This window comes from Thermincola ferriacetica (genome assembly GCF_001263415.1).
Lineage (GTDB): Bacteria > Bacillota > Thermincolia > Thermincolales > Thermincolaceae > Thermincola > Thermincola ferriacetica.
In genome coordinates, this window is the sequence record NZ_LGTE01000008.1 from 46,880 (window position 1) to 63,730 (window position 16,851).

The window sequence follows — 16,851 nt, forward strand, 5'->3', positions numbered from 1 at the left end:
ATGGGTAGCGGTCCGTTTCAACTATGGACGGGTGTATTAATGATTATATTGTCAGGATTGTTCTTTAGTTTATATCGATTTGTATCTCGAAATAAAGAAAAAGATGATTAGTTGGGTTGAGTGATTCAATGAAGATTAATAATCAAAAGCAGGATTTGCATGAATATATAAAACAGCTAGAAAAAGATACAAAACCTATTTTGACCTTTGCAGATAGACGAAAAAATGAAATCTGGTGTTTTTCGCCGTACATTTCTAGAGCCGCTTCCAAAAAGGCTGAAGATCATGATTGCTGTTGTAGTGACTGGTCTAATACTTTATAGACTATTTGAAAATATAATGGTTTCATTGTGGCAATAAAGTAAATGATGCGGGTCAGCAAGTCACATCGCCTAACATAAAGCCGTGTTTCCGCAGTTGAGCATGCAAAAACACCGGCAAAGCACTGGCACTGCCGGCGTTAAACCGTTACTTAATATGCTCAATTGCGGCAACACATGTTGGACGAAGCCGCAGCATCGAAGCTGTACGACACAACAGCTCCGCTTCGCTCCGACCCAACTTGTCCCGTCCTCGGCTGCCACGGTTTTTGCAGTTACCTGGCAAAAATCGCGCCACCAAGGGGGTAGGGGCCAGGGCTACTACTACGACCTGCCACGCCGCTCATTTGGTACCACCGGCCAGGCGGCACATTGGGAAAAGGCCGCCGCGTGCCTGGCCGATGGGCCGTTCCTACTCAACAAAGCAATAAAGCCGACTCAAATGAGCGGCTTTGCAGAATGGCCGACTAACGGCGTTCTAAACGACAGTTTTGGTGTCACGATTTTTGCGGACCAGGTGCAAAAACCGCGCCGGTCGTGCGGGGAAAGACTAAAGAAATTCCGGCTGGAGTTAGCAGAAGAAAAGACCCGGATAATCCGGTTCACCCGATTTCGCAAGGAAGAAAACCAAAGCTTCGAGTTCTTGGGCTTCGAATACCGATGGGGAACGTCACGACAGGGGAAAGACATAATTAAGAGGAGAACCTCCGGGAAGAAAGTTCGGAAATCCCTGCAGGCATTCAAAGAATGGTGCCGGGAGAACCGGAACAACCGGCTATTAAAGCTATTCGGGCAATTAAATCCGAAACTTCGAGGCTATCACAACTACTATAGGATTATCGGCAACTATGAAGGAATTAACGAGTTCTACCAAAATGCCGTAAGAATCCTATATAAATGGCTAAATCGAAGGAGCCGAAGGCGGAGCTTCAACTGGATGGAATTTCGGAAAACCCTGGACAGATACAAAATATTGCGGCCTCGAATAATGGAGAGTCGTAACTGCCAGTTAGAACTTGAATTTGATTTTGTCTGATTACGGAAGTGAGTATTACTGAAGAGCCCGGTGCGGTAGTTCCGCACGCCGGGATCTGTGCGGGGGTTGGCGGGTAACCGGCAGTCCTACCGTGACGGTGAAATGTTTTTTGTCTATTTGTAGCTAAAAAATAAAAAACCCTTGAAAAGACAAGGGGTTTAAAGAGTTAAGGGGTGTAAAGAGTTAGTCTGAATACATCACTGGTGAATAACTTCAATTAAAGATTATTTACCAGTGATGTAGGAAAATCCTGCATAAATATCTAACTTCTAAATAAAAATGCTAAAGCTCCTCCAAAGAGGGGCTTTAGCTAGAAAAAGCTTTAAGCCAATACCTAATTATTATTTAATAATTAGGTTAGATAAGACTCATGTATAATTATATGCATTGTATTGATATTTTATACTTGTTTTTGTGAAAATATGACAAAAGGTCGCCAATTAAAGCGACCTTTGCCTAGAAAAGCTTTAAAAGCCAATGCCTAGAAAACTAGGCTAGATAACTAATAGGATCTCTCAAGTTCATTGTAATACCATTTTGTTGATGTTGTCAACACTTTTGTTGACAAAATTGTTAACAGATAAAAAACCTTATATATGTAGTTGTTTTCTAAGTTTTGAGTTAATTTCCTTCATTTTTTCATGTTTTATTTTACCAATTTTAATATCTAACCTAGCTTTATCAATAGTCATGATATCAGTAAAAATGATTCTAGAAGGATCTTTATCTAGGTGGCCTGATTCAAGGTCGCTGTTGGAAAGCCTCATTTGATATTTTGGATTGATTTTTGTACCGTCACCTTCGATAGGTAGTACATTCACTTTTTCGGAATATATGTTTCCTGTATCATTTGAGATAATGATAACCAAGTGGTTTCCACATAGTTCACTTCCAATGTTTTCATTTATAATCGCATTAAATATCTCTCCTCTTAAAGGTCTAACCGGATGGTAACTTAACTGGTGCTCAGACCTGGCCTTTCTATTTTCTAATGATTGATAATGCAACTTGCAAATATCTGGGAGATGTTTAATAATGGCTAAAGTTTTAAGAAAATAGTGGGGCTTAAAGTCTTTAATTATGTCTTTAAAGGATTCTGAAAGATTGTTTATGGCTTTATCTTCGTTATTTCCGCTCAAAAGGTTTCCCTCCATTCATCAAATATTAATTTGACAAATTGAGGGGAAATCCTGCAATTTATCTAGCCAAGCCGACAAAAAACACATCGCCTAACATAAAGCCATGTTTCCGCAGTTGAGCATGCAAAAACACCGGCAAAGCACTGGCCCTGCCGGCGTTAAACCGTTACTTAATATGCTCAATTGCGGATAAAACATATAAAGTAAAATATTCCATACGCCGGGACGTGCGTGGGTTGTCGGGTAACTGGCAGTCCTACCGCAATTAACTTTTTTCAATTATTATTTTGAATTTTTTGTTGATATTGAAAATTTTCCATACTTGGCAATTATATATGAGCTCAACAAACCGTACACAACATAATTCAGGGTATGCATTAATGTTGTTAAGCCATCGTTTTTCATTTGCGGAGCTATTTTTAGTAAACGTACAATAAGTCCCATACCAATCAATAACATGAAACCAGCTAATGCTAATCCTTTTAGCCAGTAATAATCCTTTCCTGACAGTTTGAGCAAATAAGCTAATAAAACACCACCGGCGGCTCCAATTACTAAATGAACTATAATACCTACTAAATAGCCATAGATAGTGTTGACTTGACTCCAACTGAGTAAGATAGCTGCAGATACTTGCAATGTTGTAATCTTTATTATACCAAGCGATTTCCATACCATTGATAATAGATGCATTACAATCGTTCCCGATATTCCAGCTATAGTACCTATAGTCAAAGTGTCCTTCATAGTAATATCTCCTTCATTAAATTTATTGCTATCTAGATTTTAGTATATCCGTTGGTTCAGTTAGTTTATACTTATGCATTGTAAGGCATCGCAAAACATATTTTTTGTTAATAAAACTTTTGGCTAATCAATTTTAAACAGTTTCCGGCCAACTTCAGCTAACAACAAGCTAAACGGCTCCACTAGGCTCCGACCCAACTTGTCCCGTCCTCGGCCGTCACGGTTTTTACAGTTACCTGGCAACAATCACGCCAACGGCTGGGACTGTAGAGAGATACAAATAAAGAAAGCCGCCGTTGTCACGATTCCTGCATTGACGATGCAAAAACCGCGCCAGCCTGCGGGCGGATAAAGTTCCTTTTCAACCATGGGTCAGATGAAATACGGCTATATGTTAATTTAGCTGATTCCTGTAGTACCCTTGTAACTGTGTGAGTGAGGGGTACTTCCACTAATTGAGGTTTCTCCTCCAAAATTATGATAATGACCTCCCTCGGGAAGTTCGATGGAAGTACCAGATATTCCAGAGACTATATGGGTGTGGCCATCATCATAGGTAGTAACAGTATAGTATCTGTGTGAATGAGGAACTTCACTTGGAGCTGGGTCTGTAAATCCTGAGTACCTGTGACTATGGTTTAAATTTACTGAAGTTACCCCTGCAAATTTATGTTGATGTGAAGGTCCATAATTGTTAACATTATTCATCCCATCAGCTCCTTTCGTCGTCAATCTAGTATATGTATAAAGCACTTTTATGGAGACATAATTAAAAGCATATTTTTAAAAATATTATTTTCGCCAAGTCTTTGATTTTTCTCTTCTAAAAAATGTAAAAAAGTTATTTATGATTTTTACTCTTCAAGCAATATTTCCAACTACCAATTCAACTTTTGATAAACGGATGTTATTTTTCTATTTTGCTTAAACACAGAAATTTTAAATTCCTATTGACAATTTAATTCATGCCAATTATACTATCACTATAAACCATAACCGATACACAGTTGTATCAACTGAGCAATGATGCTTTCCGAGGCCGGAAAGCATTTTTTGTTTATTTAAAACGAAATGAATTAGTTTTATGTTATGATAAAATTAAATAAAGGATACTTCATGATTTCTGCAAAACACTGTTGTTAGAGTACTTAGATGTACATGGGCAGAGGGGCCTTTTGGCATAATTTCCGGTTTGGAAGCCAAAGGGCCTTTTTGTTTAATTCTACGGCGATTGTTCAGGCGAAGGCGCCAGGGTTAACTCACTTACCCCGGCGCCTTTTTGTATACATCTGTGGATCTTCCCAAGGGAGGTGAACAGCTAAAAATAATAGGTAGTGCCCAAAAATGACGCCGACAAAGTTTACCATATTTAATTTTAGGAGGTTGGTATTTATGAGACAGGTTGCTATTTACGGAAAAGGCGGTATTGGCAAGTCCACCACAACACAGAACACGGTGGCTGCGCTGGCCGAGATGGGTAAAAGGGTAATGGTGGTGGGCTGTGACCCCAAGGCGGATTCAACCCGCTTGCTGCTGCATGGTCTGAACCAGAAGACCGTTCTGGACACCCTGCGTGACGAAGGCGAGGACATTGATCTGGAGGATATCATGCGGGAAGGCTATGGGGGTACAAAATGTGTTGAGTCCGGCGGCCCTGAGCCCGGGGTAGGCTGTGCCGGACGCGGTATAATCACTTCCATTAACCTTTTGGAGTCCCTGGGGGCTTACGAGGATAACCTTGACTATGTATTCTATGATGTACTTGGTGACGTTGTCTGCGGCGGTTTTGCCATGCCCATCCGGGAAGGCAAGGCCCAGGAAATTTACATTGTTGCTTCCGGCGAAATGATGGCCCTCTATGCGGCCAACAACATCTGCAAGGGGATCAAAAAATATGCCCAAAGCGGCGGCGTTCGCTTGGGCGGCATTATTTGTAACAGCCGGAAGGTCGATAACGAGCTTGAGTTGTTACAGCATTTTGCAAAAGAACTCGGGTCCCAGTTGATTCACTTTGTACCCCGGGACAATATGGTGCAGAGGGCGGAAATTAACAAGAAAACCGTTATCGACTATGACCCCACGCACCCCCAGGCTGACGAATACCGGACGCTGGCCAGGAATATCGACGGCAATGACATGTTTGTAATCCCGTCGCCCATGACTCAGGACAGATTGGAAGAACTGCTCATGGAACACGGTATCCTGGACTAACCGGAAGAAAAACAGAAAGCGAGGATTGAGGCCTATGTTAATGATTAAAGCTGTTGTGAGACCTGAAAAAACCAACCGGATTCTGGCAGAACTCAACGATGCTGGTTTTCCGGCCGTAACCAAGATTGACGTGGTTGGTCGTGGTAAGCAAAAAGGCGTTATTGTGGGAGATGTTGTTTACGATGAAATTCCCAAGGAACTGCTGATGATCGTGGTTCGGGACGAAGACAAGGATGATGTGGTCAGCATTATTATGAGACACGCCAAGACGGGCGAACAGGGCCATTACGGCGACGGTAAAATCTTTATTCTTCCTGTGGAAGAGGTATATACCATCAGCAGCGGCAAGAAAGAGCTATAGGAGGTGGCCGGCCATGAAAGAAATTATTGCCATTATCCGTATGAATAAGGTCGGTCAAACCAGAAGCGCCCTTGCTGAAGCCGGGTTTTGCCGGATGACTGCCACCAAGGTTATGGGCCGGGGCAAGATGCTTAAGGACTTGGCCTTGCTTGACAAGGCCACAGACGAGAACCGGGAAATCATTCTGCAAAGCATGTTGAAGGGCGGACGGTTAATTCCCAAGCGGCTGCTGAGCATAATTGTAAAGGATGAAGATGTACAGAAGGTTGTCGATACCATCATAGCCGTAAACAAGGAAGGTCACGTCGGTGACGGTAAAATCTTTGTCCTCCCGGTCACGGATGTAATCAGGGTCCGCACCGGGGAAACCGGCGAAGAAGCAATCTAAAAGAAAAAGGGGGTTGTAACCATGTCTGTTACAGAAAAGGATTTAGAAAGAATACTTGAGGCTTATCCTGCCAAAGTAAAAAGAAACCGCAAAAAGCACATCCTGATTAAAGATTCCAGCCAGGAACCCCAGGAAATCGAAGCCAATACCCGGACTATTCCCGGCATTATCACCAACCGGGGCTGTGCTTATGCCGGCTGCAAGGGCGTGGTGCTGGGTCCGCTCAAGGATATAGTACATATTACCCATGGGCCTGTGGGATGCGGCTACTATTCCTGGCTAACCCGGAGAAATAAAGCCAAGACGCCCCCGGACGGCAAGAATTACCTTGCTTACTGTGTTACTACTGATATGCAGGAAAAAGACATCGTATTTGGCGGCGAGAAAAAACTGGCCCAGGTCATTGACGAAGTGGTGGAAATCTTTAAACCCAATGCCATTACTATATCTGCTACTTGCCCTGTTGGTCTTATAGGAGACGATATTCAGGCAGTGGCCAAAGCAGCCCAGGAAAAGCACGGCATTCCCGTTATGGGTTTTAACTGCGAGGGTTACCGGGGCGTCAGCCAGTCGGCCGGCCACCATATTGCCAACAACGGTTTGCTGGAGTGGGTAGTTGGCAAGGGAGAGATGACGGCAGCGCCGGCCAAATATTCCATTAATATTTTGGGCGAGTACAATATCGGCGGCGACAGTTGGGAAATCCACCGTATTCTGGAAGAGATAGGTTACCATGTTATCGCCGTAGCCAGCGGTGACGGCTCTTACGAAGACCTGAAAAATGCTCATGTGGCTGACCTTAACCTGGTTCAGTGCCACCGGTCCATTAACTACATCGCGGAGATGCTGGAAATTAAATACGGTACACCGTGGTTAAAGGTGAACTTCATAGGCGTTGAGGCTACTTGCCAGTCCCTGCGCGATATGGCCCAGTACTTTGGTGACGAAGAGCTAATTAAAAAGACGGAAGAGGTTATTGCCAAGGAGTTGGCCAGGATCGAACCAATCCTGGAGCAGTACAGGAAAATATGTAAGGGTAAAACTGCCTTTTGTTTCGTCGGCGGTTCCAGGGGACACCACTACCAGAAGCTGTTTGAGGACTTGGGCATAGAAACCGTACTGGCAGGTTACGAATTTGCCCACCGGGACGATTACGAGGGTCGGCAGGTTATACCGCATATCAAGGTTGATGCTGACAGCAAGAACATTCCCGAATTGCATGTGGAACCGGATCCCAAGTTTTTTAAACTGAGAATTTCGCCTGAAAAAGCGGAAGAATTGAAGAAAAAAATCCCACTGAGCTATTATGCCGGCATGAACGTGGATATGAAGGACGGACATGTAATTATTGACGACATGAACCACTTTGAAACCGAGGAGTTTATCAGGATTCTCAAGCCCGATATTTTTGCGTCGGGGATTAAAGATAAATACATTCCGCATAAAATGGGCATTCCTTCCAAGCAGCTCCACAACTATGATTACAGCGGACCTTACGCCGGCTTTAACGGCGCTGTTAAATTTGCCCAGGATGTAACAGCTATGTTTACTAATCCGGCCTGGAACTTCATAGCTCCTCCCTGGAAAGGCAAACCGTTACTGGAGGGGCAATTGCAAAAATAATAGCGCAGTTAGTGGAACGACCGCCGGCGCAGGGCATAGCCTACTGGCTGCCGGCAGTCGGCCTATGACGGAAAGGAGGAAAATAAAATGCTAGACTTTACACCTAAAGAAATTAAAGAACGCGCTTCGGGTGGTTTAATCAATCCAGCCAAGACATGCCAGCCGATTGGGGCCATGTATGCCGCTCTTGGCATACACAGGTGCCTTCCCCACAGCCATGGCTCTCAGGGATGCTGTGCCTACCACCGGTCTCATCTGACCAGGCATTTTCGTGATCCCATACTGGCGTCAACCAGTTCCTTTACCGAAGGGGCTTCCGTTTTCGGAGGCGGCGCCAATCTAAAAACTGCTATCAAAAACGTATTTGCCATCTATAACCCGGATGTCATGGCCATTCACACTACCTGTCTCACCGAGACCATCGGTGATGATATCCCGGCGTTCCTGAACCAGGCTGAAATACCGGAAGGCAAAATTGTGATCCACGCCAACACCCCGAGTTACGTTGGGTCCCATATCACCGGTTTCTCCAACATGACTAGGGGAATGGTTAATTACTTGTCTGAGGCCACCACCGAGACCAAAAAGGAACAGGTCAATATCATTCCCGGTTTTGTGAACCCGGGTGATATGCGGGAGATTAAAAGGCTGGTCAAAGCCATGGGGATTAACTTTATCATGTTCCCCGACACTTCCGGTGTCGTAGACTCCCCAATGACCGGCAAGTTTGAAATGTTCCCCAAAGGCGGTACTACCGTTGAAGAACTGAAAGATACCGGTAATTCTAAGTTGACTATTGCCCTGGGTTCATTTGCATCTACCGATGCCGCCATTGCATTGGAGCGCAAGTGCAAAGTACCCGCAAAGACCCTGAAGACGCCCATTGGAGTAAAAGCAACAGATGAGTTCCTTATGACCCTCAGGAATACTTTTGTTACCGAAATACCTTATGAACTGGAAGAAGAAAGGGGCCAATTGGTGGATATTATGGTAGACACGCACCATCAATTTCATGGTAAAAAAGTGGCTATCTTTGGCGATCCGGATATCGTTATCGGCTTGACCGAGTTAGTACTGGGTCTGGGCATGGTACCGGTGCATGTACTGACCGGTACTCCGGGCAGTTCCTTCGAGAAGGAAGTCAGGGCCATGCTGCTGGAGTCCGGTTTAAAGGGCAATGTAAAGGCTGCCGGCGACCTCTTCGAATTCCACCAGTGGATCAAGAATGAACCGGTGGACCTGATCATCGGCAACACTTACGGCAAGTATATCGCCCGGGCTGAAGACATACCGCTGGTACGGGTAGGCTTCCCGATTCTCGATAGGAGCGTACACTCTTATATGCCCATTGTAGGTTACAAAGGGGCCATGCGGCTGGTTGAAATGATCAGCAACGCCCTCCTTGACAGGCAGGACAGGGATGCCGCTGATGAAGACTTTGAGTTGGTCATGTAACGGAAGGACGTGGTCATATGGACACCGGCCTGGCCATCAGAGAACGTCTTGACTCTATTGCTGTCAAGGGTAAACAGAAAAAGCAGATTAAGTGTGATACGGACAGCATTGCGGGGTGTGTCAGCCAGCGGGCATGTGTCTACTGCGGGGCCAGGGTAGTTTTGAACCCTGTCACTGATGCAATCCACCTTGTTCACGGACCCATTGGCTGTGCCAGCTATACCTGGGATATCAGGGGGAGCCTTAGCAGCGGTTCCGAACTTTACCGGAACAGTTTCTCCACTGACCTGCAGGAAGAAGATGTAATTTTTGGCGGTGAAAAGAAACTGGCCCGGGCCATTGATGATTTGGTAGGTAAATATAAGCCCAGGCTGGTTTTTGTCTATGCTACCTGCATCGTGGGGGTAATAGGTGACGACCTGGAAGCCGTTTGCAAGGCGGCTGCGCAGAAACACAACATCGAAGTAATCCCGGTTGAGTCAAGTGGGTTTATCGGAAATAAAGCGGCCGGATACAGGGCAGCCTGTGATGCCCTGTTCCGCCTGATTAATTCTGGTGAAACGGAGAAGAAAAAGAACGACCCCAAAATTAACTATTTGGGTGATTTTAACCTGGCTGCCGAGGCATGGATAATTAAAAATTATCTGTATGAAATGGGTATAGAGGTCAATGTAACCTTTACCGGCGACTCAGATTACATGGCGCTGAAAAAAGCCCCGGAAGCTTCTTTAAATATCGTCCAGTGTGCCGGTTCCATGCATTACCTGGCTAGAAAAATGAAAGACCGCTTTGGCATTCCCTTTATGAACGTATCTTTTCTGGGCATCGAGGATACCTCCGATTCCCTGCGCAAAATTGCCGCATTTTTTAACAATGATGAAATTACCCGGCGTGCGGAAGCCTTAATTGATAAAGAAATTCGGCGAATAGAGCCTCTTATAAGGGGTTACCGGAAGAAACTGCAGGGTAAAAAAGCCGCAGTATATGTGGGAGGTGGGTTTAAGGCAATTTCCTTAATTAAGCAGTTTAAAGAATTGGGCATAGATGTTGTTATGGTTGGTACCCAGACAGGAAGGCGGGAAGAGTATGAGGTGATCCATGACCTGGTTAATGAAGGGACAGTAGTACTGGACGATGCCAACCCTTCAGAATTGGAACGCTTTATGCTGGAAAAGGGCGCCCACCTGCTGGTGGGAGGCGTGAAGGAGCGGCCCCTGGCCTATAAACTGGGCTTAGCCTTTATAGACCACAACCATGACCGGAAGCATCCCCTGAGCGGTTTTGTGGGAGCTGTAAATTTCGCGGAAGAGGTCTACTCTACAGTTTGCTCCCCCGTCTGGAGATTCATTGGATAAAACTCTCCAGGCCTCCCGGCGGCAATAATTCTCAGACATTTGATTTCAGGGATTGGCCTTTTTAAAGGTTGCCCAAAAAGGAGGAAAGCTTATGAAGAAGGAGACCCCAAATTTTCGTAATGTTACCGAAAACCCATGTCATATGTGTATGCCTATGGGCGGGATCATTCCCTTTAAAGGAATAGAGCAGTCAATGGTCATCCTCCATGGTTCCCAGGGTTGCGCCACCTATATGAGGAGGCATATTGCCGAACACTTTAACGAACCCATTGACGTAGGGTCTTCTTCACTTAATGAAAAGGGAACCGTTTACGGGGGAGAACAGAACCTGAAAACAGGCCTCGATAATATAATGAAGGTTTATCGGCCCAAACTGGTCGGAGTTTTGACTACCTGCCTGGCGGAGACAATCGGTGAAGATATAGAAAGAATTACTTCGGATTACTTGCGTGACAGGGGCTTAGAGGGTTTCCCTGTTGTTACCGTACCTACTCCCGGTTACGGGGACAGCCATTTTGAAGGTTACTGGTTTACTCTGACAAGAATCGTTACCAAACTTACTCAAAGGGCGAAGAGACATTCCCGGGTTAACGTAATTGTGCCTAATATAAGCCCCGCCGATATACGGGAAATCAAGAGACTGCTGGAGTTAATGGGCGTGGAATATATTTTGTTCCCTGATTTTTCAGAAACCCTCGACCGACCCTTTGAAAAGCCGTACCAAAAGATTCCCGCAGGAGGTACCAGGACGGCAGACATCAAGGTAATGGCAGGCTCCGCAGCTACCATACAGTTTGGGATGACGGTAGAAGACAGTATGTCTCCCGGTAGGTTTTTACAAACCGAGTATGATGTGCCCTTATATAATCTGCCCATACCGATGGGTGTTGAAAATACGGACTTATTTTTTGCGTGTCTTAAGGAAATTACGGGGAAAGAAATGCCCGCAAGCCTGCGGTTGGAACGGGGCAGGCTTTTAGATGCCATGGTCGATTCGCATAAATATAATTTCCATGGCCGAAGCGTAATTTTTGGGGAACCGGAACTTGTTTTCGCTGTTACAAAAACCTGCAGTGAAAACGGGATTTTCCCGGTAGTGGTGGCCACAGGCAGCAGGAATTCCAAACTGCCCAGGTTACTTAAGGGCTTTTTGCACGAGTTAGAGATTGAAACCAGGATCCTTACCTCTTCTGATTTTACGCAAATCCGCAAAAACAGCCGTGAAATGGGCGCCAATATTGCCATTGGCTCTTCAGAGGGCCGGTACCTTACAGAAAAAGAAGGTATTCCCCTGGTCCGGCTGGGCTTTCCCATCCATGACCGGGTTGGGGGGCAGCGGCTGTTGTCAGTAGGGTATACGGGGACCACCATGTTTCTGGATCGTATAACTAATACATTATTAGAAAATAAGCTTACTAACTATAGGAGTTCGATGTACCAAAAGTACTACAAAAATTATCATGCCGCTGTACCGACGCATTAAAGCATTAATAACTACTGGCCACTGACCACTGGTTGCTGGCAACTATTGTAGGAGGTGAAGGCGATGGAATGCAGTTCGCCATGCAGTGTTAATAATAAACATATACCACCGGGCCTGTTGGAAGCTACTGCCAAGCATCCCTGCTATTCCTTTGGAGCTCATCATAAATATGCCCGCATGCACCTGCCCGTTGCGCCCAAGTGCAATATCAACTGTAACTACTGCAACAGGAAATTTGACTGCCTGCACGAAAGCAGGCCGGGAGTTACCAGTGAAATCCTTACTCCTCAATCAGCAGAGCAAAAATTCCGCAGGGTAAAAGCGCAGATTGAAAACTTAAGTGTGGTAGGGATAGCAGGGCCTGGAGATGCCCTGGCCAACTGGGAAATAACAAGGGAAAGTATTGAACGGCTGAAGGCTATCGATCCTGAAATTATCTTTTGCCTGTCGACCAACGGTCTGCTGCTTCCGGAATATTACCACGAAATTATAAGTCTGGGCATAAAGCATGTCACGGTAACAGTAAATTGCCTTAAACCGGAGATTGGGGCCCGGATTTACGGCCACATTCTGTACAAAGGAAAGAGATATGAGGGGGAAACAGGTGCGGCCATTTTGATAAAGAACCAGTTGGAAGGTATTCGGCTACTGGCGGAAAACGGAGTCCTTGTCAAGGTGAACATAGTTATGATCAAAGACATCAATGACTTTCACATACCTGACATAGTCAAAAAGGTGAAGGAACTGGGGGCCTTTATGACCAATATTATGCCGTTAATTCCCGCGCCGGGAAGCGCTTTTGAAAATTACCAGCAAACCAGCATGAAGGAATTAAACAAGATGAGAAACCAGTGCCAGCTTCATTTACATCAGATGCATCACTGCCGGCAGTGCAGGGCCGATGCCATTGGTTTGCTGGGAGACGACAGGGCGATAGAATTTGCCGCCGAGACAGCAGGGAGAATACCTGCGGGAACAGCCTCCGGTCAAGGGAAAAAGATTTACAGAATTGCGGTGGCATCGAAAAGAGGCGATCTGATTGACCAGCATTTTGGCCATGCTTCAGAATTCCTTATTTATGATGGGAATGGCCGTTACTTCGAAATGGTAGAAACAAGGCGGGTTGACAAATACTGCAGTGGGGCAGAACTTTGTGAAACGGAAGAAGATAAAAAAGATGCCATTGCCGATGCACTGAAAGACTGTAATGCGGTACTCATATTGCGGATAGGCTACCAAGCCAGGCAGAGGCTGCTGAAAAAAGGTATCGTCAGCATAGAACATTACGGCACAGTGGAAGAGGGCCTGAGTTTTGCCGTACAAAAGATTGAGGGCAAGGAGGCGGTTTAAAATGAATAAACCTAAGTACCATATTTTTGTCTGTACCAGTTCCCGGCCTACGGGTCAGCAGAAGGGCTTCTGCCATGCCAAAGCATCAGTGGAATTAATGGAAGCATTTATGGAAGAAATTGAAGAACGCGGGCTGGGAAGCGAGGTTTTTGTAACCAACACAGGTTGCCTGGGAATTTGTGAAAAAGGCCCCATCGTGATAGTCTACCCCGATAATGTCTGGTATGGAGCGGTTACAGTTGACGACGTGGAAGAAATTATGGAGGAGCATATAGAAGGGGGGAGACCCCTTGCCCGCTTGATTTTCTAGTCTATTAACAGACAAAACCTTTGGTTACACAACGATAGTCAGGAGACATCGGCCCATTAGTACGGGGGGTGAGAAAAATGGCTAAAGAAATTGCTGTGTTTGTCGGTGCAGACGGGAATACGGCTTCCTTCTACGAAAAAGGGAAAGTTATCGTATTTCAGAGAAACCAGGGCAAGTGGAAAAAATTAAGGGAAAAAGGGTTTACTCTTGCTGACAGCCAGGGTATGAGGGGACTGCGGGAAAAGATGGCTGAGGTGGTAAAGTTTCTTGGTACTTGCCGGATATTCATCGGGCTTTCTGTAATCGGTGTGCCGTATTTTGAACTGGAGAAGGCGGGCTGCAGCATATGGGAGTTTGAGGGAAATCCCCTGGAATTCCTGGACTACATTCTTGAGCAGGAAGAAGCAGAAAGGGCCGGGAAAACGCGCGACGGAAATCCTGATACAGAAATAAAGCCTATCGAAAGATCGGCGGGGTGTTTTTATATATCCCTTAAAGATATTCAGAGCCGCAACCTTGGAATCACATCAAAGCAGGCCTTATTGCCTTTTTTGAGAAAAGGTAGCTTTTACGAATTGGAAGTGCTTTGTGACCATGTTCCGCCATGGCTGGAAGGTGAATTATATAGTTCCGGACTATTAGGCAGAATAGAAAAGCTTGGGAACGGGGAGATAAGAGTCACAATAACGAAGAAATGCAGTGACCAATGTTAATGAAAAAATAACCGGTTGAGAAAGGGGTTGGGAGTATGAGGATGGCCTTTGTATCAAGCGATGGATTAAAAGTCATGAAAAAAATGCTTTTAATACTTGCAGCCCTTTTATCAATTCTACCGCTTAACGGTTGTGGGCAAAAAGGGGTTAGCAGTGAAAAGGCCCTGCAGGGGAAGAAAGAGATTATACTTGATGTTTCTGCTGCAGCCAGCTTAAAGGACGTTTTGACAGAAGTCCGGAAAATGTACGAAGAAAAAAATCCGGGTATAAGATTAAGGTTTAATTTTGCCTCCTCGGGTACCCTGCAGCGCCAAATTGAACAGGGAGCTCCCGCTGACCTTTTTTTCTCCGCCGGGGAAGAACAAATGGATGCTCTGGTCAAACAGGACCTTGTTGAAAACCCTGTTATTATTTCCGGTAACCGGTTGGCTTTAATAGCTCCTGCCGGCGAACCCATTGAAATTGGTTCCCTGGAAGATATTCTCAGCCGGAAATTGGATAAAATCGCCATTGGCAACCCCGATACAGTCCCGGCAGGGGAATATACCGAAGAAGCTTTGCAGAAGACCGGCCTATATGAAAAATTATCCTCCAAACTGGTTTTTGCCAAAGATGTAAGGCAGGTTTTGGCTTATGTGGAAACGGGAAACGCCGATGCCGGTTTTGTTTACCGGTCAGATGCCGTCCTTTCCAAAAATGTTAAAACCCTTTTCATCATACCCTCAGGGCTGCATAGGCCTATCAAATACCCTGGAGCTGTGATAAAAGGTTCTGACCACAGGGAACAGGCAGAAGATTTCCTGGAGTTCATGGGAGAGGAAGAAGTACGGAAGGTATTTCAAAAATACGGTTTTTCGGTACCCGGAGCAGAATAACCGGGAAAGGAGGGGCTTATTTTGGCTGTACCTGTAGAACCGGTGATTTTATCTGTAAAGGTAGCTTTAATATCAACTATAATAACAACAGCCCTTGGAACAGGAACAGCCTGGGTTATGTCCCGCAAGGAGTTTCCCGGGAAGAACCTGGTGGAAACAATTATAGGGCTGCCCCTGGTTTTACCGCCTACGGTAATAGGTTTCGGCCTGCTGCTGCTGTTCGGCAAACACGGGCCCCTGGGATTTATACTGGAAGAAGTATTTAACGTACGGGTGGTATTTACCTGGTGGGCCGCTGTGATTGCTGCGGCCGTAGTATCCTTTCCATTAATGTACCGCAGTGCCAAGGCAGGGTTCGGGTCGGTTGACAGAAGGCTGGAAAGTGCGGCCAGGAATCTCGGCGCTTCCGAGTGGAAAGTTTTTTACACTATCTCCTTACCGCTGGCCTTACCGGGCGTTCTCGCCGGCGTTCTAATGGCTTTCGCCAGGTCACTGGGTGAGTTTGGCGCAACGGTGATGCTGGCTGGCAATATTCCGGGCCAGACCCAGACCATACCTTTAGCTATATACTTTTCTGTGGAATCGGGCGATATTGATACAGCCGGCCGGCTGGTGGCAATTATAACGGCAGCCTCTTTTATCATTACCTTCGCCGTCAATAAATGGCAGGGGAAAACGGGTCAGGGTTTTCAAGGCCGGCAGGACAAGAAGGGACCGGAAAGAGGTGAAATGGGTGTTAGAAGTAAATATACAAAAGGCTTTACCTGATTTCTTATTAAAAGTGGCCTTTTCTTTTGCTAATGGCATAACTGCTATATTAGGCCCTTCCGGAGCCGGCAAAACAACCCTGCTGCAATGCATCGCAGGACTTGTCTCGCCGGATGAGGGTTTTATCAGTTTAAAAGGGAAGGTTTTCTATTGCTCCGGGGAAGGTGTTAATTTACCGGCACGCCTGCGAAGAGTAGGTTATGTATTTCAGGATTATGCTTTATTTCCTCATATGACAGTAAAACAAAATGCCATGTACGGAGTAAAAGGCTGCAAAGAAAAGAGGGGCTACAGGCTTTCTGTTATTGACGTGCTGGAAATGTTAAAGGTAACCCATCTTCAGCACAGATACCCGGACGAACTGTCAGGCGGTGAGAAACAGCGGGTTGCCCTGGCCAGGGCCCTGATGACCGAACCTGATATCCTGCTTCTTGATGAACCCCTGTCAGCCCTCGATGATTATACGCGGAAGCAGTTGCGCAGGGAATTGAAAGAACTTCAGGGGAAATGGGGGATTCCTTTTGTTATGGTGACCCATAACAGTGAGGATGTGAAGTACCTAGCGGATCAGGCCCTGTACCTTCATGAGGGGAAACAATACACGTTAGGGCAGCTACGGAGCGCGTCCTCCACATTAGTATACCTGACCAGGTAAAGGGAAAAACAGTTAAAACGAAGTCACTAATCACCAATCCGGCCCGAAGGAGGAGGTGCGCC

General features: G+C 45.7%; 17 protein-coding genes. 14 read left to right on the forward strand and 3 right to left on the reverse strand.

Annotated features, from left to right (window positions below; translation table 11 throughout):
* Positions 1-423 precede the first annotated feature (423 nt).
* Entirely contained in the window at positions 424-1,356 is a 933-nt protein-coding gene (locus Tfer_RS06985; protein WP_052217594.1) for a group II intron maturase-specific domain-containing protein, read from the forward strand.
* 590 nt (positions 1,357-1,946) lie between these two features.
* On the opposite strand, the gene Tfer_RS06990 is transcribed toward Tfer_RS06985, so the two are convergent.
* From Tfer_RS06990 to Tfer_RS15980, 3 genes are all read right to left on the reverse strand, one after another.
* Positions 1,947-2,495 carry a type II toxin-antitoxin system PemK/MazF family toxin gene (locus tag Tfer_RS06990; RefSeq protein ID WP_200901018.1) on the reverse strand — a complete coding sequence of 183 codons (549 nt, stop codon included), beginning with the start codon at positions 2,493-2,495 and terminating at the stop codon, positions 1,947-1,949.
* A 282-nt stretch (positions 2,496-2,777) separates the two neighbouring features.
* Positions 2,778-3,242 (reverse strand): hypothetical protein, encoded by a 465-nt coding sequence (locus Tfer_RS06995; protein ID WP_052217599.1) that lies wholly within the window; start codon positions 3,240-3,242, stop codon positions 2,778-2,780.
* A 399-nt stretch (positions 3,243-3,641) separates the two neighbouring features.
* Positions 3,642-3,950, reverse strand: a complete 309-nt coding sequence (locus tag Tfer_RS15980) for a YmaF family protein (RefSeq protein ID WP_083436833.1) — start codon at positions 3,948-3,950, stop codon at positions 3,642-3,644.
* A 684-nt stretch (positions 3,951-4,634) separates the two neighbouring features.
* Between Tfer_RS15980 and nifH the strand changes: the two genes are divergently transcribed.
* From nifH to Tfer_RS07060, 13 genes are all read left to right on the forward strand, one after another.
* The gene (gene nifH / locus Tfer_RS07000; RefSeq protein ID WP_013119578.1) at positions 4,635-5,453 is read left to right on the forward strand and encodes a nitrogenase iron protein; all 819 of its coding nucleotides are present in this window, start codon (positions 4,635-4,637) and stop codon (positions 5,451-5,453) included.
* A 34-nt stretch (positions 5,454-5,487) separates the two neighbouring features.
* Positions 5,488-5,814 (forward strand): P-II family nitrogen regulator, encoded by a 327-nt coding sequence (locus tag Tfer_RS07005; RefSeq protein ID WP_041587668.1) that lies wholly within the window; start codon positions 5,488-5,490, stop codon positions 5,812-5,814.
* A 13-nt stretch (positions 5,815-5,827) separates the two neighbouring features.
* Complete coding sequence (locus Tfer_RS07010) at positions 5,828-6,202, forward strand: P-II family nitrogen regulator (protein WP_013119580.1); 375 nt, start codon at positions 5,828-5,830, stop codon at positions 6,200-6,202.
* A gap of 21 nt (positions 6,203-6,223) precedes the next feature.
* Positions 6,224-7,825 carry a nitrogenase molybdenum-iron protein alpha chain gene (gene nifD / locus Tfer_RS07015; RefSeq protein ID WP_013119581.1) on the forward strand — a complete coding sequence of 534 codons (1,602 nt, stop codon included), beginning with the start codon at positions 6,224-6,226 and terminating at the stop codon, positions 7,823-7,825.
* An 87-nt stretch (positions 7,826-7,912) separates the two neighbouring features.
* Complete coding sequence (gene nifK / locus Tfer_RS07020; RefSeq protein WP_052217600.1) at positions 7,913-9,280, forward strand: nitrogenase molybdenum-iron protein subunit beta; 1,368 nt, start codon at positions 7,913-7,915, stop codon at positions 9,278-9,280.
* Positions 9,281-9,297: 17 nt separating this feature from the next.
* Positions 9,298-10,635 (forward strand): nitrogenase iron-molybdenum cofactor biosynthesis protein NifE, encoded by a 1,338-nt coding sequence (gene nifE / locus Tfer_RS07025; protein ID WP_052217602.1) that lies wholly within the window; start codon positions 9,298-9,300, stop codon positions 10,633-10,635.
* Between the two features lie 91 nt (positions 10,636-10,726).
* Positions 10,727-12,118 carry a nitrogenase component 1 gene (locus Tfer_RS07030; RefSeq protein ID WP_052217604.1) on the forward strand — a complete coding sequence of 464 codons (1,392 nt, stop codon included), beginning with the start codon at positions 10,727-10,729 and terminating at the stop codon, positions 12,116-12,118.
* A gap of 63 nt (positions 12,119-12,181) precedes the next feature.
* Positions 12,182-13,468: a nitrogenase cofactor biosynthesis protein NifB gene (gene nifB / locus Tfer_RS07035; protein ID WP_052217605.1), complete on the forward strand. Its 1,287-nt coding sequence runs from the start codon at positions 12,182-12,184 to the stop codon at positions 13,466-13,468.
* Position 13,469: 1 nt separating this feature from the next.
* On the forward strand, positions 13,470-13,778 hold the full coding sequence (locus tag Tfer_RS07040; RefSeq protein WP_013119586.1) for a 2Fe-2S ferredoxin: 309 nt from the start codon (positions 13,470-13,472) through the stop codon (positions 13,776-13,778).
* A gap of 77 nt (positions 13,779-13,855) precedes the next feature.
* Positions 13,856-14,491 carry a Fe-only nitrogenase accessory AnfO family protein gene (locus Tfer_RS07045; protein WP_013119587.1) on the forward strand — a complete coding sequence of 212 codons (636 nt, stop codon included), beginning with the start codon at positions 13,856-13,858 and terminating at the stop codon, positions 14,489-14,491.
* Between the two features lie 35 nt (positions 14,492-14,526).
* Positions 14,527-15,366, forward strand: coding sequence for a molybdate ABC transporter substrate-binding protein (modA, locus tag Tfer_RS07050; RefSeq protein ID WP_049771585.1), 840 nt, complete (start codon positions 14,527-14,529; stop codon positions 15,364-15,366).
* A 21-nt stretch (positions 15,367-15,387) separates the two neighbouring features.
* Entirely contained in the window at positions 15,388-16,134 is a 747-nt protein-coding gene (gene modB, locus Tfer_RS07055; RefSeq protein ID WP_052217607.1) for a molybdate ABC transporter permease subunit, read from the forward strand.
* The gene (locus tag Tfer_RS07060; protein WP_013119590.1) at positions 16,100-16,789 is read left to right on the forward strand and encodes an ATP-binding cassette domain-containing protein; all 690 of its coding nucleotides are present in this window, start codon (positions 16,100-16,102) and stop codon (positions 16,787-16,789) included. The genes modB and Tfer_RS07060 overlap by 35 nt, the downstream gene beginning before the upstream one ends.
* The last annotated feature ends 62 nt before the right edge of the window (positions 16,790-16,851 follow it).